This window comes from Streptomyces sp. 1114.5, assembly GCF_003635085.1.
Classification (GTDB): domain Bacteria; phylum Actinomycetota; class Actinomycetes; order Streptomycetales; family Streptomycetaceae; genus Kitasatospora.
The window spans coordinates 753014-772425 of the sequence record NZ_RBXE01000002.1; the positions used below are offsets into that span (position 1 = coordinate 753014).

Annotated in this window: 7 protein-coding genes and 1 pseudogene; 6 read left to right on the forward strand and 2 right to left on the reverse strand. The window is 71.7% G+C overall.

Annotated features, from left to right (window positions below):
- Position 1: 1 nt before the first annotated feature.
- Positions 2-5149, forward strand: coding sequence for a non-ribosomal peptide synthetase (locus BX285_RS26720; RefSeq protein ID WP_121178452.1), 5148 nt, complete (start codon positions 2-4; stop codon positions 5147-5149).
- Positions 5150-5205: 56 nt separating this feature from the next.
- Here the strand turns inward: BX285_RS26720 and BX285_RS26725 are convergent.
- Both BX285_RS26725 and BX285_RS36905 read right to left on the reverse strand, forming a co-directional pair.
- Positions 5206-5515 (reverse strand): annotated as a pseudogene (locus BX285_RS26725) (alpha/beta hydrolase fold domain-containing protein); the annotation flags it as partial.
- A 19-nt stretch (positions 5516-5534) separates the two neighbouring features.
- On the reverse strand, positions 5535-5735 hold the full coding sequence (locus BX285_RS36905; protein WP_147465236.1) for a hypothetical protein: 201 nt from the start codon (positions 5733-5735) through the stop codon (positions 5535-5537).
- Positions 5736-6460: 725 nt separating this feature from the next.
- On the opposite strand from BX285_RS36905, the gene BX285_RS26730 reads away from it, so the two are divergent.
- The 5 genes from BX285_RS26730 (at position 6461) to BX285_RS26750 (ending at position 19332) form a co-directional block, all read left to right on the forward strand.
- A complete protein-coding gene (locus BX285_RS26730; protein ID WP_147465237.1) occupies positions 6461-11158 on the forward strand; it encodes a helicase-related protein in 4698 nt (1565 codons plus the stop codon).
- Positions 11143-13056: a UvrD-helicase domain-containing protein gene (locus BX285_RS26735; protein WP_147465238.1), complete on the forward strand. Its 1914-nt coding sequence runs from the start codon at positions 11143-11145 to the stop codon at positions 13054-13056. Before BX285_RS26730 ends, BX285_RS26735 begins: the two co-directional genes overlap by 16 nt.
- Positions 13053-16292 carry a helicase-related protein gene (locus tag BX285_RS26740; RefSeq protein WP_121178455.1) on the forward strand — a complete coding sequence of 1080 codons (3240 nt, stop codon included), beginning with the start codon at positions 13053-13055 and terminating at the stop codon, positions 16290-16292. The genes BX285_RS26735 and BX285_RS26740 overlap by 4 nt, the downstream gene beginning before the upstream one ends.
- Position 16293: 1 nt before the next feature.
- A complete protein-coding gene (gene drmB / locus BX285_RS26745) occupies positions 16294-18132 on the forward strand; it encodes a DUF1998 domain-containing protein (protein ID WP_121178456.1) in 1839 nt (612 codons plus the stop codon).
- A 186-nt stretch (positions 18133-18318) separates the two neighbouring features.
- On the forward strand, positions 18319-19332 hold the full coding sequence (locus BX285_RS26750; protein ID WP_259470802.1) for a DNA cytosine methyltransferase: 1014 nt from the start codon (positions 18319-18321) through the stop codon (positions 19330-19332).
- Positions 19333-19412 lie beyond the last annotated feature (80 nt).

A 19412-nucleotide genomic window follows, 5' to 3' on the forward strand; every position in this document is an offset into this window, starting at 1 on the left:
CATGACCACCACACCCGACACACTGGCCGCCGTCCTCGCCGCGCGAGCCGCCGAGGCCCCCGACCACCCGGCGCTCACCGACCGGTCGCGCCGGTGGACCTGGGCCGAACTCGACCGCAGGGCCCGGCAACTGGCCCGGGCCCTGCGGGAGGCCGGAGTCCGGCCGCGCGACCGCGTCGCCGTGGTCGGCGGCCGCAGCGCCGAGACCGTGCTCGGGCTCCTCGGCATCCTGTACGCGGGCGCCGCCTACTGCGTCGTCGACACCGCGTTCCCGGCCGGGCGCCGCGCCGCGGTGCTCGCCCGACTGCGGCCCGCCGCCGTCGTGGAGGCCGCCCCGGGCGAAACCCCCGGCGGCCTCGACTGCCCGATCGTCCCGCTCGACGCGCACACCGTGCTGTCCGAGGCCCCGGCCGTGGACGGGCCCGCCGAGGTGGACCCGCAGGACCTCGCCTACGTGCTCTTCACCTCCGGCTCCACCGGCACCCCCAAGGGCGTGCAGATCGAGCAGCACTCGGTGCTCAACATGGTGCGTGCCGTCAACGAGTTGGCGCCGTGCCTGAACCGGCCGGTCGGGACCATGGTCGGCAGCCCCGGATTCGACGTCACGGTCTGGGAGGTGTTCAACACCCTCGTCAACGGCGGCACCGTCCACGTCCCCGACGACGAGGTGGTGCGCGACCCGGAACGGCTCTGGGACGAGCTCTGCGAGCGCCGGGTCAACCACGCCTACCTCCCCGCCGGGATGCTGGCGGAGCTGGTCGACATCGTCGAGCAGCGGGCCGCGGGTGGCGAGCGGGTCTCCGGCGGTGACCAGGCCTCCGGCGGTGACCAGGGCGCCCGGGCCTGCGTGCTGGACCGCGTGCTGGTCGGCGTCGAACCGCTGCCCCAGCAGCTGCTCGGCCGACTGGTGGCGGCCGTACCGGGCCTGCGCCTGATCAACGGCTACGGCCCCACCGAGTCCACCGTCGTCGGCGCGATGCACCTGTTCGACCGGGTCGAGGACCCCTGGCGCCGCACGCCCATCGGCCGCGCGGTCGCCGGCATGGCCGTCCACCTGCTCGACGACGAGCTGCGCCCGGTGCCCGCCGGCGAGGTCGGCCAGATCGTCCTCACCGGCGCGGGCCTGGCCCGCGGCTACCTCGACGCGCCGGAGCTCACCGCGGCGGCCTTCGTCCACCTGCCGGACTCCGGCGAACGCGCCTACCTGACCGGCGACTACGGCAGGCTGCTGCCCGACGGGGCCCTGGAGTTCGCCGGCCGCCGCGACAGCCAGCTCAAGATCGACGGGGTCCGGGTCGAACTCGGCGAGACCGAGGCCGTGCTCGGCGCGCACCCCGCGGTGCGCCGCGCCCTGGCGATCGTCACCCCCACCCCCGTCGGCCCACGGCTCGCCGCCGCGATGGAGGTCGAGGATCCCGAAGCCCCCGGCCTCGCCGAGGAGTTGGGCTCCTGGGCCGCCGACCGGCTGCCCGCCGCCGCCCGCCCCACCCGGATCATCCTGACCGCGGCCTTCCCGCTCACCGCGAACGGCAAGGTCGACACCGCAGCCCTGCTCGCCGACCGCTCCCGGCCCACCGCGCTCGGCCCGGCCACCGCCGCCGAGGGCGAGCGCGAGCAGCTGGTCCTCGACGTCTGGCGGGAGGTCCTGGACGCCCCCTGGCTGGGCGTGACGGACCCGTTCCCGGCCGTCGGCGGCGGCTCGCTGGCGGCCATGCACATCGCCTCCCGGCTGCGCCGGCACGGCCTGGCCGTCGGCGCGACCGACACCCTGACCGCCGGGACGGTGCGCGAGCTCGCCCGGAGGACCGCCACCGAGCAGCCCACCGACGAGCCCGAGGCACCCGGCAGGGCGACGCAGCCCGGTGCCCGCCTGGGCCGCAAGCCGGCCGCCCGCAGCCAGGAAGGGCTCTGGGCCTGGCGCGAACTGCACCCGGAGAGCTCCGACACCACCGTCGTGCACGCCGTCCGGCTCGACGGCGCGTACGACCGGGACCGCCTGCGGCGCGCCGTGGCCCGGGTCGCCGCCCGGCACGAGGCACTGCGCACCGTCTTCGCCGCCGGCGAGGACGGCCGGCCCGTCCAGCTCGTCCAGCCCGCCCCCGGCGCGGACCCTGCCCCGTCCGGCGCGGACCAGGTCCCGTTCGGCGTCCACGCGGCGGCCGACCGGGACGCGGTGCAGGCCCGGATCGACCACTGGCTGCGCCACCGCTTCGACGTCTCCCGAGCCTGCTGGCACGCCGAGCTGGTCACCGCGCCCGGCACCGCGGCACTCGTCCTGGCCGCCGACCACCTGGTGTTCGACGGCTGGTCGGCGGAGCTCTTCGAGGCCCACCTCGCCGAGGCCTACCAGGACCCCGACGCGGAACCCGCCCTCGCCCCCGGCGCCCACCCCGCCGATGCCGCCGAGGCGCAGCGGCGCCTGCTCGCCGGGCCGCAGGGCACGACGCTGCGTCAGTACTGGTCCCAGGCACTGGACGGCTTCACCGACACGATGCTGCTGCCGGAGCCCTTCACCGCGGGGCCCGCGCCGGCCCGCCGCACCAGCGTGCTGGAGCAGCGCCTGGACGCCACCGCCACCGCCGCGCTGGGCCGGCTCGCGGCCGCGGCGGGCACCACCCGCTTCACCGCCGTCACCGCCGCCTTCAAGGCCTACCTGCACCTGCGCGGCCTGGGCCCGGACAACACCGTGAGCATCGCGGCCTCCACCCGGGACACCTTCGACGCGCACAGCGCCATCGGCTACTTCGTCAACCTCGTGCCGCTGCGCGACCGCGTCCGCGAGGACCAGTCGTTCCCCGCGTACCTGCGCGAGCTGGCCGCCCTGGCCGGCCGGGCGCTCGACCACGCGGCGCTGCCGTTCGAGGAGATCATCCAGTCCCTCGACTTCACCGGCGGCACCCCCGGACCGGCACGCGTCGTCGTCGCGCAGCACGTCGCGCCCGCCGGCCCGCGCACCGCCGCCGGGCTCACCTTCGGCCGCTGGCCGTCGATCCCGAGCAACGCCGTGTACGACCTCGCGCTGTTCGTCGAGGACGGTCACGTGGCCGAGGGTTTCGGGGACGAGGACGAGCGGATCCGGCTGCGCTGGCTGTGCGACCCGGCGCAGTTCCTCGACGGCACCCGCGAACGGCTCGCCGACGGCTTCGCGGCCTTCCTCGCGGCGCTCGCCGAGCACCCCGAACTGCCGCTCGGCGAACTGCCCGCGATGGGCGCCGCCGAGCAGCTGACCGTCCTCGGCGGGCCGGGCCGGCCCCTGCCGCCGCCGGCGCCGCGGGAGACCCTGACCGCCCTGGTCGACGGCCACGCGGCCCGCGACCCGCAGGCCACCGCCGTCATCGACGGGGACCGCCGGCTCGGCTACGCGGAGCTGGTGCGCCGGGCCGAGGCCATCGCGGCCGGACTCGGCGCCGACGCGGACCAGCAGCACCCGGTCGCGGTGGTGCTGGAGAAGTCGGCGGACCTCGTCGCGGGCCTGCTGGCCGTGCTCAAGGCGGGCTCCTGCTACCTCCCGCTGGCCCCCGAGCACGCCGCCACCCGGCTGGCCGACCTCGCCGGCCGCTCCGGCGCCCGGGTCGTGCTGACCCGCGAGGGCCTGCTCGACCCCGCCGAACTGCCGGACGGGATGTCGCTCGTCCTGGTCGACCGCGTCGCCGACCGCGTCGCCGACAGCGCCGCCGGTGCCGCCCGGGTCGCCGACAGCCCCGCGCACGACGCGCTGGCCTACGTGATGCCGACCTCCGGCTCCACCGGCGTCCCCAAGCTCGTCGGCATCCCGCACCACGCCGTCGTGCGGCTCGTCCGCGAGAGCAGCACGCTGCCGCTGGGCCCGCAGGACCGCACCCTGCTGGTGGCCAACTCGTCCTTCGACGCGGCCACCCTCGAAGTCTGGGGCGCACTGGCCAACGGCGGCACGGTCGTGGTGCCGACGGCGCGCGAGCTCAAGGACCCGCTGCTGCTGTGCCGGGCCATCGAGCGCCACCGGATCACCGCGGGCTTCTTCACCGTCACCCTGTTCGCGCGGATGGTGGAGGCCGCACCGCAGGCCCTGGCCGGGATGCGCCACCTGCTGGTCGGCGGCGAGGCGGTTCCGCCCGAGCTGTTCGCCGAGGCCGCCCGCTCGGTGCCGCGCTCCGTCCTGATGAACGGTTACGGCCCCACCGAGAACACCACGTTCTCCTGCTGCCACCGGCTGGACCGGGATCCCGCCGCCGGTCGCTCGGTGCCGATCGGCCGCGCGATCCACGGGTCCACGGCGCACGTCATGGACGAACGGCTCCGGCCGCTGCCGGTCGGGGCCGTCGGCGAGATCGTGGTCGGCGGCCCGGGCCTGGCCGTCGGCTACCTCAACGACCCGGAGCTGACCGCGCAGCGGTTCCCCGCCCACCCCTGGGCGCCCGGTGAGCGGGTCTACCGCACCGGCGACTACGGCCGGGTGCTGCCGGACGGCGCCCTGGAGTACCTGGGCCGCCGGGACAAGCAGCTGAAGATCCGCGGTTTCCGGATCGAGGCCGGCGAGGTCGAGACCGCCCTCGCCGCCCACCCCGCCGTGCGCCACGCCGTCGCCTTCGCCGTGGACTCGCCCACCGGCCGCCAACTCGCGGCCGCCGTCGAGACCGTGGCCGACTCCGCCGTGACGCCCGAGGACCTGCGCGACTGGCTCGGCAGCCGGCTGCCCGGGTACCTGGTGCCCGCCCGGGTGGGCGTCCACCGGGACCTGCCGCTCACCGTCAACGGCAAGGTCGACACCGGCGCACTGGCCCGGCAGCTGCAGGGCGCGGGCCCGACGGGGGCGGGAGGCCGGCGCCCCGCCGAGCGGGCCGGGACGCCCGTCGAGGCGGTGGTCCTCGACGTCCTCGGCGACGTCCTGGCCGCGCAACTGGGCCCCGACGACAACGTGTTCCACCACGGCGCCGACTCCATGGCCGTCCTGGCCCTGTGTGCCCGCCTCGCCAAGCGCCTGGACCGGCCGGTGCCGTCGCACGTCGTCTTCGAGTACCCCACCGCCCGTTCCCTGGCCGCCCGCCTCACCCCGCCGGCCGAGACCCCGAAGGCCTCGCCCGGCTCGCGGACTCCTCAGCCCGAGGACCCACAACGCCGCGCCCTGCTCCGACGGGTGGCCGCCGCCCGGGCGGTGCGAACGCCACGCTGAGCCCCGCGCCGGCACGCCCTGCACGGCCCGGTTCTCACCAGCCGTGCAGGGCGTCGCGCGTCGCGCAGGGTGTCGCCGGCGAGCTTGAGGGCGACGTGGTTGGCGGCGGTGTCGCGCAGGCTGTCCGGCATCATGAAGTCGTGGACCATGCCGAGCACGCGCACGGCGGTGACCCGCACGCCTGCGGCGCGCAGCGTCGCGGCGTGGGCCTCGCCCTCTTCGCAGAGCACGTCCGCCTCGTCGGTGATGACCAGGGTCGGCGGCAGCGCCGCGAGTTGTTCCGGCGAGGCGTACGGGTGGGGCGCGCTCGGCCGGGCCGGTGGTGTATTCGTCCCAGAACCACTGCCCCTCGCGGGTGAGGAAATGAGTCGACCGGCCGATCCGGCTACGTCAGGTCGTCCCAGACGTGGTGGCCGACCGTTCCGCTTCCTTTGCTCCTCGCGCGTGTGCGGGCGGCATCGAGATCGAGGATGGCGCGGTTCCTCGGATCCCCGAGCAGCTTCTTGAGGTGGGCCTTCAGCTCGCGTTGCCGTTTCTCTGCGGTGGCGGCGTCCACCGTGCGTCGTGGTGCGCGACGCTTGTTCATGACGGCCGTCCCTTCGGATCGTTGTGGAACGGGTCGTTCAGGGGCTGGTCCCGCGGCTCCCAGAGTCGAGGCCAAGGACCCGGGACCGGAATTCGCCCCGTTCCGGACCGTTTGCTTCCGCTCCGAATCTCTCCCGATTCCCCTCGGCGCAGTGAATTCTTCGTCTCTCGCAAGATCGACATCACCTCTCGAATGCGATCGGCCATGGGTACGGAGCCGCTTGGGATCGAGAGTCCCATCGGTATCGAGTGATGGCAAATCAATCCCCGGTAATTCCCATTGCTCTTCGCGGGTGTCGGTCTTGTGGTATGGCGATTCTTGTCGAGGGCATTTCAATCGAGACTGGCGGATCAGAGCGGGGACGATCTTCTCGATCGTCACCAATGCCGTAGCATCGGCAAAGGTGTCGATTCCCCGGTGAACAGGCAAATCGGGCTGGTCGTCGCAAAGGGCGCAATTCGGCGAAGGTGGCGATCCGGTGGGGTTTGCGTCGGTCGGCCCGCTGTCCACCGGTTTCCTTGTGCGGCCCTGTGGGGCTGGCTATCGTGTGCATCCTGGACTCCGACTTCGACCGGCGAGTCGACCACGGGTCGGGGGGTTTGCTGCGCGGATGTGTCCGTGCGGATGTTCGACGGTCGGGGAATCGCCCCGGCGATCGCGGTCCGGGCCGTCGTCTCCGTGTCGATATTTGTCGCAGCAATGTCAATCGGAGGGGTGTCCTGTCCATGCCTGTCTCGCGGCCACACGAAAACGACGTCGTCGCCGTCGTGGAAGACCTCTCGCGTCGGGTGCTCGACGTCTACCGGGTCGATCCCGGTCACGTTCGGGAGCACGCGAACAACGAACGCCGCATCACGCAGGGCGGCTACGGAGAGCGCCAACTGTACGAGTTGGTCCAGAACGGCGCCGACGAGAATCTGGAGTGGGAGACCGGCGCCGACACGAAGATCCATGTGCTGCTGACGGAGACGCACCTCTACTGTGCGAACACCGGTACGCCCATGACGCCGGACGGCGCCGACACAATCCTGCGCATGGCCGTGTCGAGGAAGCGCACCGGCAAGATCGGGCGCTTCGGTGTCGGCGTCAAGTCCGTCCTGAGCGTGTCGGACACGCCGCGTTTCTACAGCTCCACGGGATCCTTCGGCTTCGACAAGCAATGGTCGGCGCAAAAGATCCGCGATACCGTTCCGGAACTCACCGATTTCGACCCGACTCCGGTTCTCCGGATGGCGCAGCCACTCGACCTGGAGGCGGACCGGAGTTCGGACAGGTATCTCGACGGGCTCATGCAGTGGGCGTCGACCGTCGTGATGCTGCCCCTGAACGAGGGCGCACACGAGCGCCTCGGGCGGGACATCGTGAATTTTCCCGCGCATTTCATGCTCTTCTCGGCGCACCTCGACCGATTGGTGCTGGAGGATTCGCGTCCTGGGCACGAACTGCGAAGGGAACTGACCCAGGCGGTCGATCGGGGTGAACATCGCCTCGTCGAGCGTTGCAATGACGATCCGCGTCCCGGTGAGCGGTGGTCAGTCTTCAGTTGGGACCACCGGCCGAGCGAGGAGGCTGCTGCGGCCGCCGGCGAACTCCACGACCGGCCGGTCGTCACCATTTCCTGGGCCGTTCCCGCCAAGGGGCACCCACTGCGCCTGAAGCGCGGTAATTTCTGGGCGTACTTTCCGACGCACTACGACACGACTCTCACAGGAATCCTGAACGCGCCGTGGCGTACACCGGAGGACCGTCAGAATCTCACCAAGAGCATATTCAACGAGGAACTGGTCCGGAAAGCCGCCGAACTCGTCGTCACTTCGATTCCGGAATTGATCGAGCCGACGGACCCCGGTTCGTACCTCAGCCTCCTGACCGCGCGAGGCCGTGAGGCGTCCCAGTGGGGCGATGCCCTGCTGAGCGATCGTGTGCTGGCGACCGCGGCTCGCCTCCCGTCCCTGCCGGACCAGGAGGGCATGCTTCGGCTCCCGCGCGAACTCAAGCTCCATCCGGAGGGTCTCGACCCGGAGTGGTTGCGAATGTGGGCCGACCACCCCGGACGTCCCCGGAACTGGTGCCACCACAGTGTCGAGAACCGTGAGCGGCGCTCTCGCGCCAGGGACATCCTCGTCGAGGCCGGCGGTGCAGTGGCCTCGCTGCGCGAGTGGTTGGAGGCCCTGGTGGAGGACCGATCCGTCGACGGGGCGAAGCGCGCCCTGGCGATCGCGGCCGCCGTCACCGAGGGCGGCAACGCGGCGCAGGCCACCGACGCCCGCGCGGCGGAGATCCTCCTCACCGAACGAGGGGACTTCCGGTCCGCGGCCGACGGGACGGTCTACCGCCGGCACGGCGGCACGCGCCTGCCGTACGAGAGCACCGTCTACCTGCACCCGTCGATCGCCGAAGACCCCGATCTGCTCGAAGCGCTCGGGCACCTGGGCATCCAGGAGGCGAACGCGGCAGGGCGCCTCAGGGCTGCCGCGATCACGGGCTTCACCCGCTACCGCAACGGCGACTGGGAGGAGTTCTGGCAGCTGGTCCGCACCGTGGATGCCGGCAGTGCGGCCGAGATCCTCCGGGAGATCCTGCCGGACCCGCTCAGGTTGCTGAAGGTCCGCACCGCTTCCGGGGTGTTCCGGCCCGTCCACCAGACCCTGCTGGCCGGCCCGGTCGTCCCCGCGGACGGGCAGCGCGACCGGACCCTGCTGGTCGACCCCGTCTTCCACACCGGCGACGTCGAGCTGTTGCGCGCGCTGGGTGCAGTCGACCGCCCCATGGCGAACACGGCGCCCCACGCGGCGGAGTGCTACGGCGAGTACAGCAAGGTCATGTACCACCAGTACTGTGCGTCCCTGCCCGCGGACAGCACCCGTCCCCGTTCGGGGTCGGTCAGCCTCATGGGGACGTACCCGCCCGGCCCCATCGACCTGCTGCGGGACCTGTCACGCGAGGGGAAGGCGGCGTTCGCCCGGGAGCTGCCGCCGGAGGGCAACACGGCGGACTGGTCCTGCGCCCGCACCAACGGTACTGGTCGACGGCTGAGCGTCGACTCCCCGTTGATCTGGATGCTCCGCCAGGAGGGCTGGTTGGCGACGACGTTGTCCCACCGCCGCCCGGGCGACTGCGTCAGCCCGGAACTGGACGTCGACGGCGCCTTCCTGCCCAAGGCCGACCTCCCGGTCCGGTACGCCCGCGCCCTCGGTCTCCCCGCGCGGCTCACGGACGTGCCCCCGGCGCTCTGGAACGAACTCGTCGAGCGGATCGATGCCGCGACCGACGCCCTCTTCGTCGGGGCGGCCTACACCTTCCTGTTGCGGTCCGCGCCCGCGGGCATCGTGGACAGCGTCACCCACGCATTCCGGTGCGGGGCCGGGGACGAGACGGCCACGAGCAGCGACATCGCGGTCACCGCAGACCGTGGACAGTACGACGTGCTGGTGCGTGAGAGGGTCCCCGCACTCCTCGTCCCCACCGACGAGGACGCGGCGTTCCTGATCGATCGCCATCGCTTCCGGCTCCCCTCCGACCTGTTGGTCGAGGAGATCCACGCGGTGCTGTCGGAGACCCCGGTCCCGCTCACCGACCTGTTCCCGCGCCTTCGTCAGGTGCTCCCCCGCGGGACCGCCTGGAAGCTGGCGCACTGCTCGGACCTGATCAAGATCGTACGAGGGCGGCCCGAGGGACGGCGCGAGGAGCCGCTGTCCGAGGCGCTCGACGGCTACACCGTGCTGCTGGCGGAGGAGCAGGACGAGGAGGCGACCCTGCAGGCCGTCGACCGCCTGGTGGGGTTGCGCCTCGGTGCGGAGGGCTGCCGGGACCTGCTGCGCCAGCAGGCCAAGGACCGGGAAGGCGAGCGGTTCCTGCGAGTGCGTCAGGAGGATGACCAAGCCAGAAAGTTGCTTCTGGCCCTCGGGGAAAGGCGGCTCCTCGACGAGCTCCCCCCGGGGCTCGCCCTCGCGGATGCGGAGATCGGAGGCGTCCCCATGGACGGTCTCCGCGCCGCACAGCTGCTCATCGAGGCGCACGGCGAGGACGTCCTGCGAGTCCTCTCCTCGGCGTTGACCGAAGCCGGCTTCCAGGTGCCGCACTCCTGGACCGGCGGTGCGACCGCGCAGCGGTTCGTCAGCTCCTACGGTTTCCCCGAGGCCTGGGCCGGCGACCCGGAGACGCCCGCCTCGCCCGCGCCGTACGAGACGGTTCCCGGCCCCCGTCGGCCGCTCGCCCTGCACGACTACCAAGCGGCCCTGGTGGAACGGATGTACGCGCATCTCGCCCAGCACGAGGAGAAGCGCGCCATGCTCCAGGTCCCGACCGGCTCGGGCAAGACCCGGATCGCCGCCGAGGCCGGTGTCCGGGCGATCCGCGACGGCCTGTTGAAGGGGCCGGTGCTGTGGATCGCCCAGAGCCAGGAGCTGGCCGAGCAGGCGATCGAGACGTGGGCCTACGTCTGGCAGACCGAAGGATCCTCGCAGCCGCTGCGGATCACCCGCATGTGGGGCGGTCTCCCGGCGGCCGTCCCGGTCGCCGACGGGCCGCAGGTCGTGGTGGCGATCGACGACACGGCCGTGACGAGGCTGCCGCAGGAGAACTACGCCTGGCTACGGGACTGCTCGCTGGTCGTCGTCGACGAGGCCCACTTCGCCGTACCCCGCACGTACACCCGGATCTTCGACGCCCTGGGCATCGATCAGCGTCGGACCTCGCGGCACCTCGTGGGCCTGACCGCCACCGCCTTCCGCGGTGACAACGAGGAGGAGACCAAGACCCTGGCCTCCCGCTTCGGGCACAAGCGCCTCGACCAAGGCGTCTTCGAGGACGACGATGCCTACACTCACCTGCAGTCGATTCGCGTGCTGGCCAAGGTCGAGCACGAGGAACTGCTCGGCGCCTCCTGCGTACTGGACGAGTCCCAGGTGCGCGAGATGGAGCGCACCCACGCGATGGCGCTGCCGGCGGAGGTCGTCCGACGCCTGGCGCAGGACGTGGAGCGCACGCGTCGCATCGTCGACCGGATCGGGCGGCTTCCGGTGGACTGGCCGGTCCTGGTCTTCGCCACCTCGGTCGAACACGCGCAGGTGCTGGCCGCGTTGCTCCAGGACCGTGGCATCACGGCCGCGTCCATCGACGGCCAGACACCCCCGAGCACCCGCCGCAGGCGCATCGCGGCCTTCCGGGACGGGCGCATCCGGGTCCTCACCAACTTCAAGGTGCTGACGCAGGGCTTCGACGCACCCGCGGTGCGTGCCGTGGTGGTCGCTCGTCCGACGTTCAGCCCCAACACCTACATCCAGATGATCGGTCGCGGCCTGCGAGGCGAGCTCAACGGTGGCAAGGACTCCTGCCTGATCCTCAACGTTGCCGACAACATCGAGAACTTCGGCCGCGGACTGGCGTACACGCGCATGGAGCACCTGTGGCACAAGGCATGACGGCGTCGATCGCGGGGCCCACCGTGGTCCAGCAACAGGTGATCGAGCAGCCGGTCGACCGGAAGACGCTCGTCACCGCCGGCGCGGGCACCGGCAAGACGTTCACGCTGGTGCGACGGATCGAGCATCTCCTCGCCGAGCGGCTGGACAGCGGAGCCCTGCTCGTCCTCACCTTCTCCCGAGCCGCGTTCGCCGAGTTGCGGGGGCGGCTGCATGCCGCGGGTGGTGGCGCCGCCCACGTGCGGGTCGCCACCTTCGACGCGTGGGCGCTGCAACTCCTGCGGGAGGGAACGGGCGACGAAGCGTGGACCGGACGGACCTTCGACGAGAGGATCACGGCGGCCACCGGACTGGTCGAGGACGAGAGCACCGCGCCCGAATCGCTGGAGGACGTCCTCCACGTGGTGATCGACGAGGTGCAGGACCTGGTCGGCGTGCGACGGCAGCTCGTGCAGACCTTCCTGGACGCCTACGAGTGCGGGTTCACGGTCGTCGGCGATCCTGCCCAGGCCATCTACGGGTTCCAGGTGCCGGATCCGCAGGAGCGGGCCGCCGAGACGGCGCGCTTCTTCTCCTGGCTCCGTACCCGTTTCGAGGGCGAGCTGACGGAGTTCACCCTGGACGACGACTTCCGTGCCGTCACCGACGAAGCCCGCTGCGCCCGCCCCCATGAGGCCGCGGTACGGTCCGCCGCCACCTCGGCGCAGGGCCGGGACGCGTACGAGGAACTGCGTCTGGAACTCGCGGCCCGCATGGATTTCGGCGATCCGCAGGTGGCGTACGTGCGCAGGGCGCTCGAATCGCCGGACCTCGAAACCGCGGTGCTGTGCGCGACGAACGGCCAGGCACTGCTCGTCTCACGGTGGCTCGCCGATCTCGGTGTCCACCACGTCGTCCGCCGCGGGGCCCGTGAGCTGGCTGCCCCGAGCTGGATCGCGCTCGTCGCCCGAGCCCTGGGAGGAGCGCGTACGGCGACGCAGGGCGACTTCCTCCGGGCCTGGGCGGCCGTGCACGGCCCCGCCGCGCCCGAGGACGGCGAACGGGCGTGGCGGCAACTGCTGCGCGTGGCGGGGGACCGGGGGCGTCGTGGCGTCGACCTGAGCCGGCTCCACCGGGCGGTGGCCTTCGGCGACCTGCCCGACGAGCTCGGTGCACAGGCCCCTGGTGCCCTCGTCGTCTCGACCTTCCACCGTGCCAAGGGTCTCGAATTCGACCGGGTGCTGATCGTCGATCCGGGACAGCCGGACGACCGCCCCGAGACGGTCGCCGCCGAGCGTTGCGATGCCGCACGGGCGCTGTACGTCGCGATGACCCGTGCCCGCGAGGAGCTCTACCGACTGACACCACCGGAGGAGTACCTCACCCGGCCCGGCGGGTTCGCCCTCGTCCGAAAGGTCAAGGGCAGCGAGCGCTGGGGCCGCTACGGCTACAAGGCGTACCAACGGTCGGGCCTGTCCGCCCTTGAGGGTGACGTCCACCGGGCCCACCCCGCCGGACTGGAACAGATCGACTGCGACCCGCAGGAGACACAGGACTATCTGGCCGGTCGGGTCGGGCCCGGAGACGAGATCGTGTGGAGCCGACTGGACGACACACCTGTCGACCACGACGACCGTACGGCGCCCGGGTACGCGCTCCTGCACGAAGGTCGGGCGATCGGGGTCGCCTCCGAGACGTTCCGGCGGGGCCTCTACGGCTTCATGCAACAGCGGTACACGAGCCGGCCGTCCGGTTGGCCCCGCACCATCAGCGGCCTGCGCGTCGACGTCGTGGAGACAGTCGCCGGAGAGCACGCCGCCGCCTCCCGGGCCGGTCTCGGACCCCGGGGACTCTGGCTGGCCCCCCGGCCGACGGGGATCGGCCGATTCGCCTACGACCGCGAGGACAAGGACGCATGACGGACGACCACTCCCGGCACTACGACTTCCGGGCCGGGCTCGCCGAGAGGCTCAAGTCCGACCTCCTGGGCCCCCAGGGCGGGGCCGACGAGCTCCTCGACGACTGGCCGGCCGGCACGTACGCGACCGGTGTCCTCTTCCCCCGGACGCTCCGCCGGTCCGCCGAGGAGCCCGAGGACTTGGATCGACTCGCCCTCGACCACGACGAAGCCGACACGACGACCGCCGTCGACGAGAGCCCCGACCCGGGCGTCGCCCTGGCCAGGTCCGCCCGGCCCTCGGCGACCGGCATCACCTTCGCCGTCGACCCGGCCCGCAGCCGGCACATCGTCATCCAGGCCCGCGCGGCGGTGTACGAGCCGTTCAACACGGCCGGCGACCCCGTCGTGCCCGAGCGCGTCGAACAGCGCAGCACCGAGCAGCCGGACCTGCAGTGGCGCCGCAGATGCCTGGAGCTCCGTCCGGTCCCCCTCGACGTGCTGGCCCCGCCGGACACGAAGGAGGGCCTCCGGCTCGCCGAGGGGCTGAAGCTCCGCCTGCAGGTACGGCCGGCCGGCCCGCGGGGGGCCGTCGCCGTGACGGCGACGCTCGTCAACGGGCACAGCGTGGCGGCGCAGGACCTCAAGGACCCCAAGTGCTTCTTCCAGGTCGGGCTCCACGTCTCCGTCCCCGACGGGATCCCGGCGCTCGTGGAAAGGCCGTCGGTCCGCGACCTCGACGACGAGAGCGGACTCACGCGTCTGTTGTACCGCCACGCGCCGACGTTCGCGGTCGGCCACGGCTGCGCGGCCGATTGGTCCTGGACGCCCACGCCCGTCGGTAGCCCGGACCGGCTTGAGGTGCCGGAGGGCGTCGCCGCCGTGTGGACCGAGCACGTGCCGGTCAGCGAGGTCCTCCTCGCCGACTCGAACCCCGACATCCCGGTCACCGGATTCGGCATGCAACGCCTCGCCGAGGCATCGACCCCGGAACTCCTCCACACCCTGAGGGAGTTCGTCGCCGGATACGAGCAGTGGATCGCGGCGCGGGTCCGAGACGCGGAGCTGCTCCGCGGAGGAGTCCACGGTGACGACCGGTCCATGAGGCTGGCGGCGGAGCAGGTCGAGCGCTGCCGGACGGCGCAGGCACGGATGAGCGCCGGGATCGACCTGCTGGAGCGCGACGCGCAGGCCCTGGAGGCGTTCCGGCTGGCCAACCACGTCATGGCCCTGCAGCGCGGCAGAGGACTCTGGATACGACGAGGGCGTGCCGGCACGCCCGCCCCCGAGGGCGAGTGGCGCCCGTTCCAGCTCGGGTTCGTCCTGCTGTGCCTGAACGGCATCGTGGACGCCGACCACCCCGAGCGCGACATCGCCGACCTCCTCTGGTTCCCGACCGGTGGCGGGAAGACCGAGGCCTACCTCGGTCTCATCGCCTTCACCACCTTCCACCGCAGGCTGCGTCTCGGTTCCGAAGGAGGTGGGGTGACCGTGCTCATGCGCTACACCCTGCGGCTCCTCACCCTCCAACAGTTCGAGCGTGCGGCCCTGTTGATCTGTGCGATGGAGCGCGTGCGGGCACGACACCCACAGCGTCTGGGCAGCGAACCGATCTCGATCGGCATGTGGGTGGGGAAGGCGGCCACCCCGAACACGCTCAAGGACGCCGAGGGGTCGCTGGCACGGCTTCGAAGGGGGGAGACGCTGCAGGAAGAGAACCCCGTCCAGCTCAAACACTGCCCCTGGTGCGGAACCCCGTTGATGGTCCGCAACCACGAGGCCGACGCATCCCGCAGGCGGATGGTCATCGGCTGCGACGACGACGGATGCGACTTCGCCGATGGTCTCCCGGTGCACGTCGTCGACACCGAGATCTACCGGATCCGACCCACGCTGGTCATCGCGACCGCCGACAAGTTCGCCCGCGTCGCCTGGCGCGAGGACACGGCTGCCCTGTTCAACCGCGACGAGGCGAGGCTCGCCGGGCGCACGCCGCCACCGGAGTTGGTCATCCAGGACGAGCTCCATCTGATCTCCGGACCGCTCGGCACGCTCGCCGGCCTCTACGAGGCGGCCGTCGACATCGCCTGCGCCCGACCGAAGGTCATCGCCTCCACAGCGACGATCCGCCGCGCGCAGGACCAGGGTCGAGCGCTCTTCGACCGCGCCGTGGAGCAGTTCCCGCCGTCGGGTCTGGACGCCCGCGACTCGTGGTTCGCGGTCGAGGCCCCCGCGGATCGGAAGCCGTCCCGCCTCTACGTCGGACTTCTCGCGCCGGGCCTCTCACAGGCGACGCTGCTCATCCGTGCCTATGCCACGCTGCTCCACAACGCCAAGCACCTCGAATGCGCCGACGACGAGGTGCGTGACACCTATTGGACGCTGCTCGGCTACTTCAACAGCCTCCGTCTGCTGGGGGCAGCCGAACTGCAGGTCCACGCCGACGTCAACGAGCGGCTGCGGACCCTGGCGGTGCGGGACGCAGTGGAACCGCGACAGGTCCTCCCCACCGAGATCACCAGCCGCGTCCCGTCCAGTGCCCTGCCGGACCTGATGGCCGCCCTCGGTCTGCAGGCCGGAACCCCGGGGGTTCTGGACGTCGCACTCGCGACCAACATCATTTCCGTGGGCGTCGACTTCGACCGCCTCGGCCTGATGGCCGTCACCGGCCAGCCCCAGACCACGGCCGAATACATCCAGGCCACCAGCCGGGTCGGCCGCGCCCACCCCGGCCTCGTCGTCACCCTCTTCAACGCGGCCCGGTCCCGCGACCTCTCCCACTACGAGGGTTTCGTCAGCTACCACAGCGCCCTCTACCGGCAGGTCGAATCCACCAGCGTGACACCCTTCTCGCCCCGCGCCCGCGACAAGGCCCTGCACGCCGCGTTCGTCGGGCTGCTGCGCCTCCTCCACCCCGAGACCCGGAAGAACTCGGCAGCCAACCGGCCTGCCGAGTTCCGAGCCCGGCTCGACTCGGTGCGCGAGCAGTTGGTCGAACGCATCCGACGGATCTCACCCGAGGAGGCCGATCACGCGGACGAGGAGATCCGCGCCTTCGTCCGGAAGTGGCACCGACTCGCGGTAACGAACGGGGACTTGGTGTACGAGGCGCCGTACGAGTTCAAGGCCGCCCCCAGGCGCAGGGCCGACTTCGCGCTGCTGCGCACCCATACGGATCGCGACCTCACCGAGGGCCGCTCCACCCTGTGGAGCCTGCGTGACGTCGACGTCGAGTCCCACCTCTACCTGGAGAGCTGACATGCCCCGCAGAACGTCCACCGATTCGGCCGCGCCCGTCGACGCGCGCAAGCGTCCGGCCGTCGGCTCCGTCCGCCGGGCACAACTGATCACCACGTACGGCGTGGGCGGACTCATCGCCGTCGCCGACCAGTCGTACATCGTCAGCGGCCTCGACAGCTGGGACGTTCCCGCCGAGCCGAGTCTCCGGGACCAGCGGCTCGAACCGCTGCTCGGTGTCAGGGGTTTCCACCGCCCGCCCGCCACACGTGTTCCCACGGGGCGGGGTGTGCGGGTCCGACGCTTCCCGGTGACGTACTCCTGCCCGGAGTGCCTGACGCTCGACGGTTTCCGTCGACTGACCGGAGGTCGGGACGACAACAGATGTGCCCGGTGTGCCGGACCGTTGGTCCCCTCCCGCTTCATGGTCGCCTGCGAGGACGGACACCTCGACGAGTTCCCCTACTGGGACTGGGTCCACCGGGACCCGAAGGGGCGCCGCGGTACCGGCGGTTCCTGCACCCGGGACGGGGCCGAGCTGACGATCGAGGCCGACGGGCGGACGGCGAGCCTTCGCGGCATCGTCATCAAGTGCAGCTGCCGTCGGGAGGCTTCCATGGAGGGGGCCTTCGGCAGGACGGCCTTGCTCACCCTCGGTATCGGCTGCCGGGGCCGACGTCCCTGGCTCGGACGCGATGCCGCGGAGAGCGGCTGCGCCCGTCTGCTGCGGACGCTTCAGCGTGGTTCCTCCGCGGCCTGGTTCGCCGACCTCAAGTCGGCGCTGTCGATCCCGCCGTGGCACACCGAACTCATGGAACTCGTCGATGCGGACCGTCGACACCTGATCGGGAAGAGCGACCTCCGGGTCGAGGAGTTCGCCGAGGACGAGGGCTGGTTGGCACCGGGGCGTTACAGCCTCGACCAGGTGCTCCGGACCGTGCGCGCCCTGGAGAACGTTCGAGCCGTCGAGCCCGACGAGAACGGGGACGAGGAGTTCCGCTTCGTGGCGGGTGACGTGCTGCGACAGGAGGAGTACGAGCAACTTCGCAAGGTCACCGAGGACTCTCCCGAGAACAAGCACTTCGTCTGCGAGCCGCCCGTGGGAGACTCCCCGGACATCCCAGGAGTCGACCGGGTGATGCTGGTCAAACGACTCCGCGAGGTGCGCGCGCTGGCCGGCTTCACCCGGATCCGGCCGTCGCAGGGGTCGAAGGCGGACCGTGACCGGGTGGCACGCCTGAGCACCGATCGGGAGATCGGCTGGTTGCCGGCGATCGACGTCGTCGGCGAGGGCGTCTTCCTGGCCCTGGACCGGGAGTCCCTGACTGCGTGGGAGGACGCGGTCCGTGCGGTGCCCGACCGCGTCGCCGGGATGCGGGCTGCCCACGAGGATCTGCTGCGCGACCAGGGCTGGGAGAGCCCCCGTTCACCGCTGACCTCGCGCTTCGTCCTCCTGCACACGCTCGCGCACGTCCTGATCAACGAGTGGAGTCTGGACTGCGGCTACCCTGCGGCATCGCTGAGGGAACGCCTCTACGTGAACGACAGGATGGCCGGAGTCCTCCTCTACACGGCCACCAGCGACTCCGCGGGCAGTCTGGGCGGCATCGTCGCCCAGGGCGAACGGGCGCGACTCGCGAGTTCCCTCGCCCAGGCCCTCGAACGGGCGTCGTGGTGCTCTGCCGATCCCCTGTGCATGGAGGCGGAAGCGGGAGGGACCGACGGCCTCAACCTCGCGGCCTGCCACAGTTGCGTCCTCCTGCCCGAGACCAGTTGCGAGCTGAACAACACCTTCCTCGACCGTGCCCACCTGGTCGGCACACCGGACGGGGACTTCCCGGGCTTCTTCACCGTCACCTGAAACCCGGCGACCCGGTGCGGTTCGGGGTGGGCGTGGCCGGTCGGCCCCTCACCCCGGACCTGCCGTGACGGGGTGGTGCGCTGCCGTGCGTATCCTGACCATCGACTCGGGCGGGTGGGGATGCGATCATCGATGGCTCAAGGCCTCGGCCCTCGCCGAGTTTTCCGACAAGCCCAAATGGTGATCATGGAAGAGTCCCGCCACGAACGCCTGAGCTGCCTCGCCGTGTGCGCCGGGGCGGGCGGCCTCGCGCTCGGCCTCGAACAGGCCGGTTTCGATCCGGTGCTGCTCCTGGACAACAGGCCCGTGGCCTGCGAGACGTTGCGGCTGAACCGCCCGGACTGGAACGTCCTCGAAACCGACCTTCTCGACTTCGTTCCCGAGGAGCACCGGGAGGTCTACGACGTGGATCTCCTCGCCGCCGGTCTCCCTCGTGTGAAGGCGAGTGCCGCACGGGTGCGCGAGAACAGCGCCGAGGAACTCCGGCTGCTCGAAGCGACCGTCATGCTCCTGCACGGTGTGCAACCACGTGCCCTGCTCGTCGAGAACCTCTCCGAATTGGCCGACAGACCCGCTTACGAGCCCATCCGCACGGAGATCGAGACCGAGCTGGAGCACCTCGGGTACCAGCACCGTTGGTTCGTCGTCAATGCGATGGAGCACGGTGTGCCCCAGGACCGCAAGCAGGGGATCCTGGTGGCGTTCAAGGGGGACGTCATCCACGACTTCGTCCCACCGCTGCCCGATACCGGGCCGCCGTTGACGGTGGGCGAGGTGTTGGGTCCTTCGATGGCCGCCCGAGGCTGGCCGCACGCCGCGGCGTGGGCCGCCCAGGCCGATCGCGTCGCCCCGACCCTGGTCGGGGGCTCCTGGAACCGCGGCGGGCCGGATCTGGGGATGACCGGGTCGAAGCGCTCCTGGGCCCGGATGCGGGTCAACGGCGCCACCGTCGCCGATGTGGTTCCCGGGCCGGAGGACCCGTGGGACGCGTCACCGGACGGTACCGAGATGGTGAAGCTGACCGTGGAACAGGCGGCACGGCTGCAGGGCTTCCCGGACGATTGGTCCTTCGCCGGGACCAAGACCTCCCGTTACCGCCAGGTGGGCCACGCGACGCCGCCTCCGGTGGGTCGGGTCCTGGGATTCGCGATCCGCGCCGCCCTGGGCCGTCCGGCTCCCGCACCGCCGGTCCGGCGGTGATCTGGGCGGCGGTGCGCAGCGTGTGACGCCGGGGCGGGACGGCACCGGGTGTGTCGTTCCGCCCCGGCGGCACAGGCCGC

What these genes read in the sequence shown, in the direction of transcription:
- BX285_RS26750 (WP_259470802.1), top strand. Translation starts at nt 18,319, where the DNA reads ATGGAAGAGTCCCGCCACGAACGCCTGAGCTGCCTCGCCGTGTGCGCC.
- BX285_RS26720 (WP_121178452.1), top strand. Translation starts at nt 2, where the DNA reads ATGACCACCACACCCGACACACTGGCCGCCGTCCTCGCCGCGCGAGCC.
- BX285_RS26730 (WP_147465237.1), top strand. Translation starts at nt 6,461, where the DNA reads ATGCCTGTCTCGCGGCCACACGAAAACGACGTCGTCGCCGTCGTGGAA.
- BX285_RS26740 (WP_121178455.1), top strand. Translation starts at nt 13,053, where the DNA reads ATGACGGACGACCACTCCCGGCACTACGACTTCCGGGCCGGGCTCGCC.
- drmB (WP_121178456.1), top strand. Translation starts at nt 16,294, where the DNA reads ATGCCCCGCAGAACGTCCACCGATTCGGCCGCGCCCGTCGACGCGCGC.
- BX285_RS36905 (WP_147465236.1), bottom strand. Translation starts at nt 5,735, where the DNA reads ATGAACAAGCGTCGCGCACCACGACGCACGGTGGACGCCGCCACCGCA.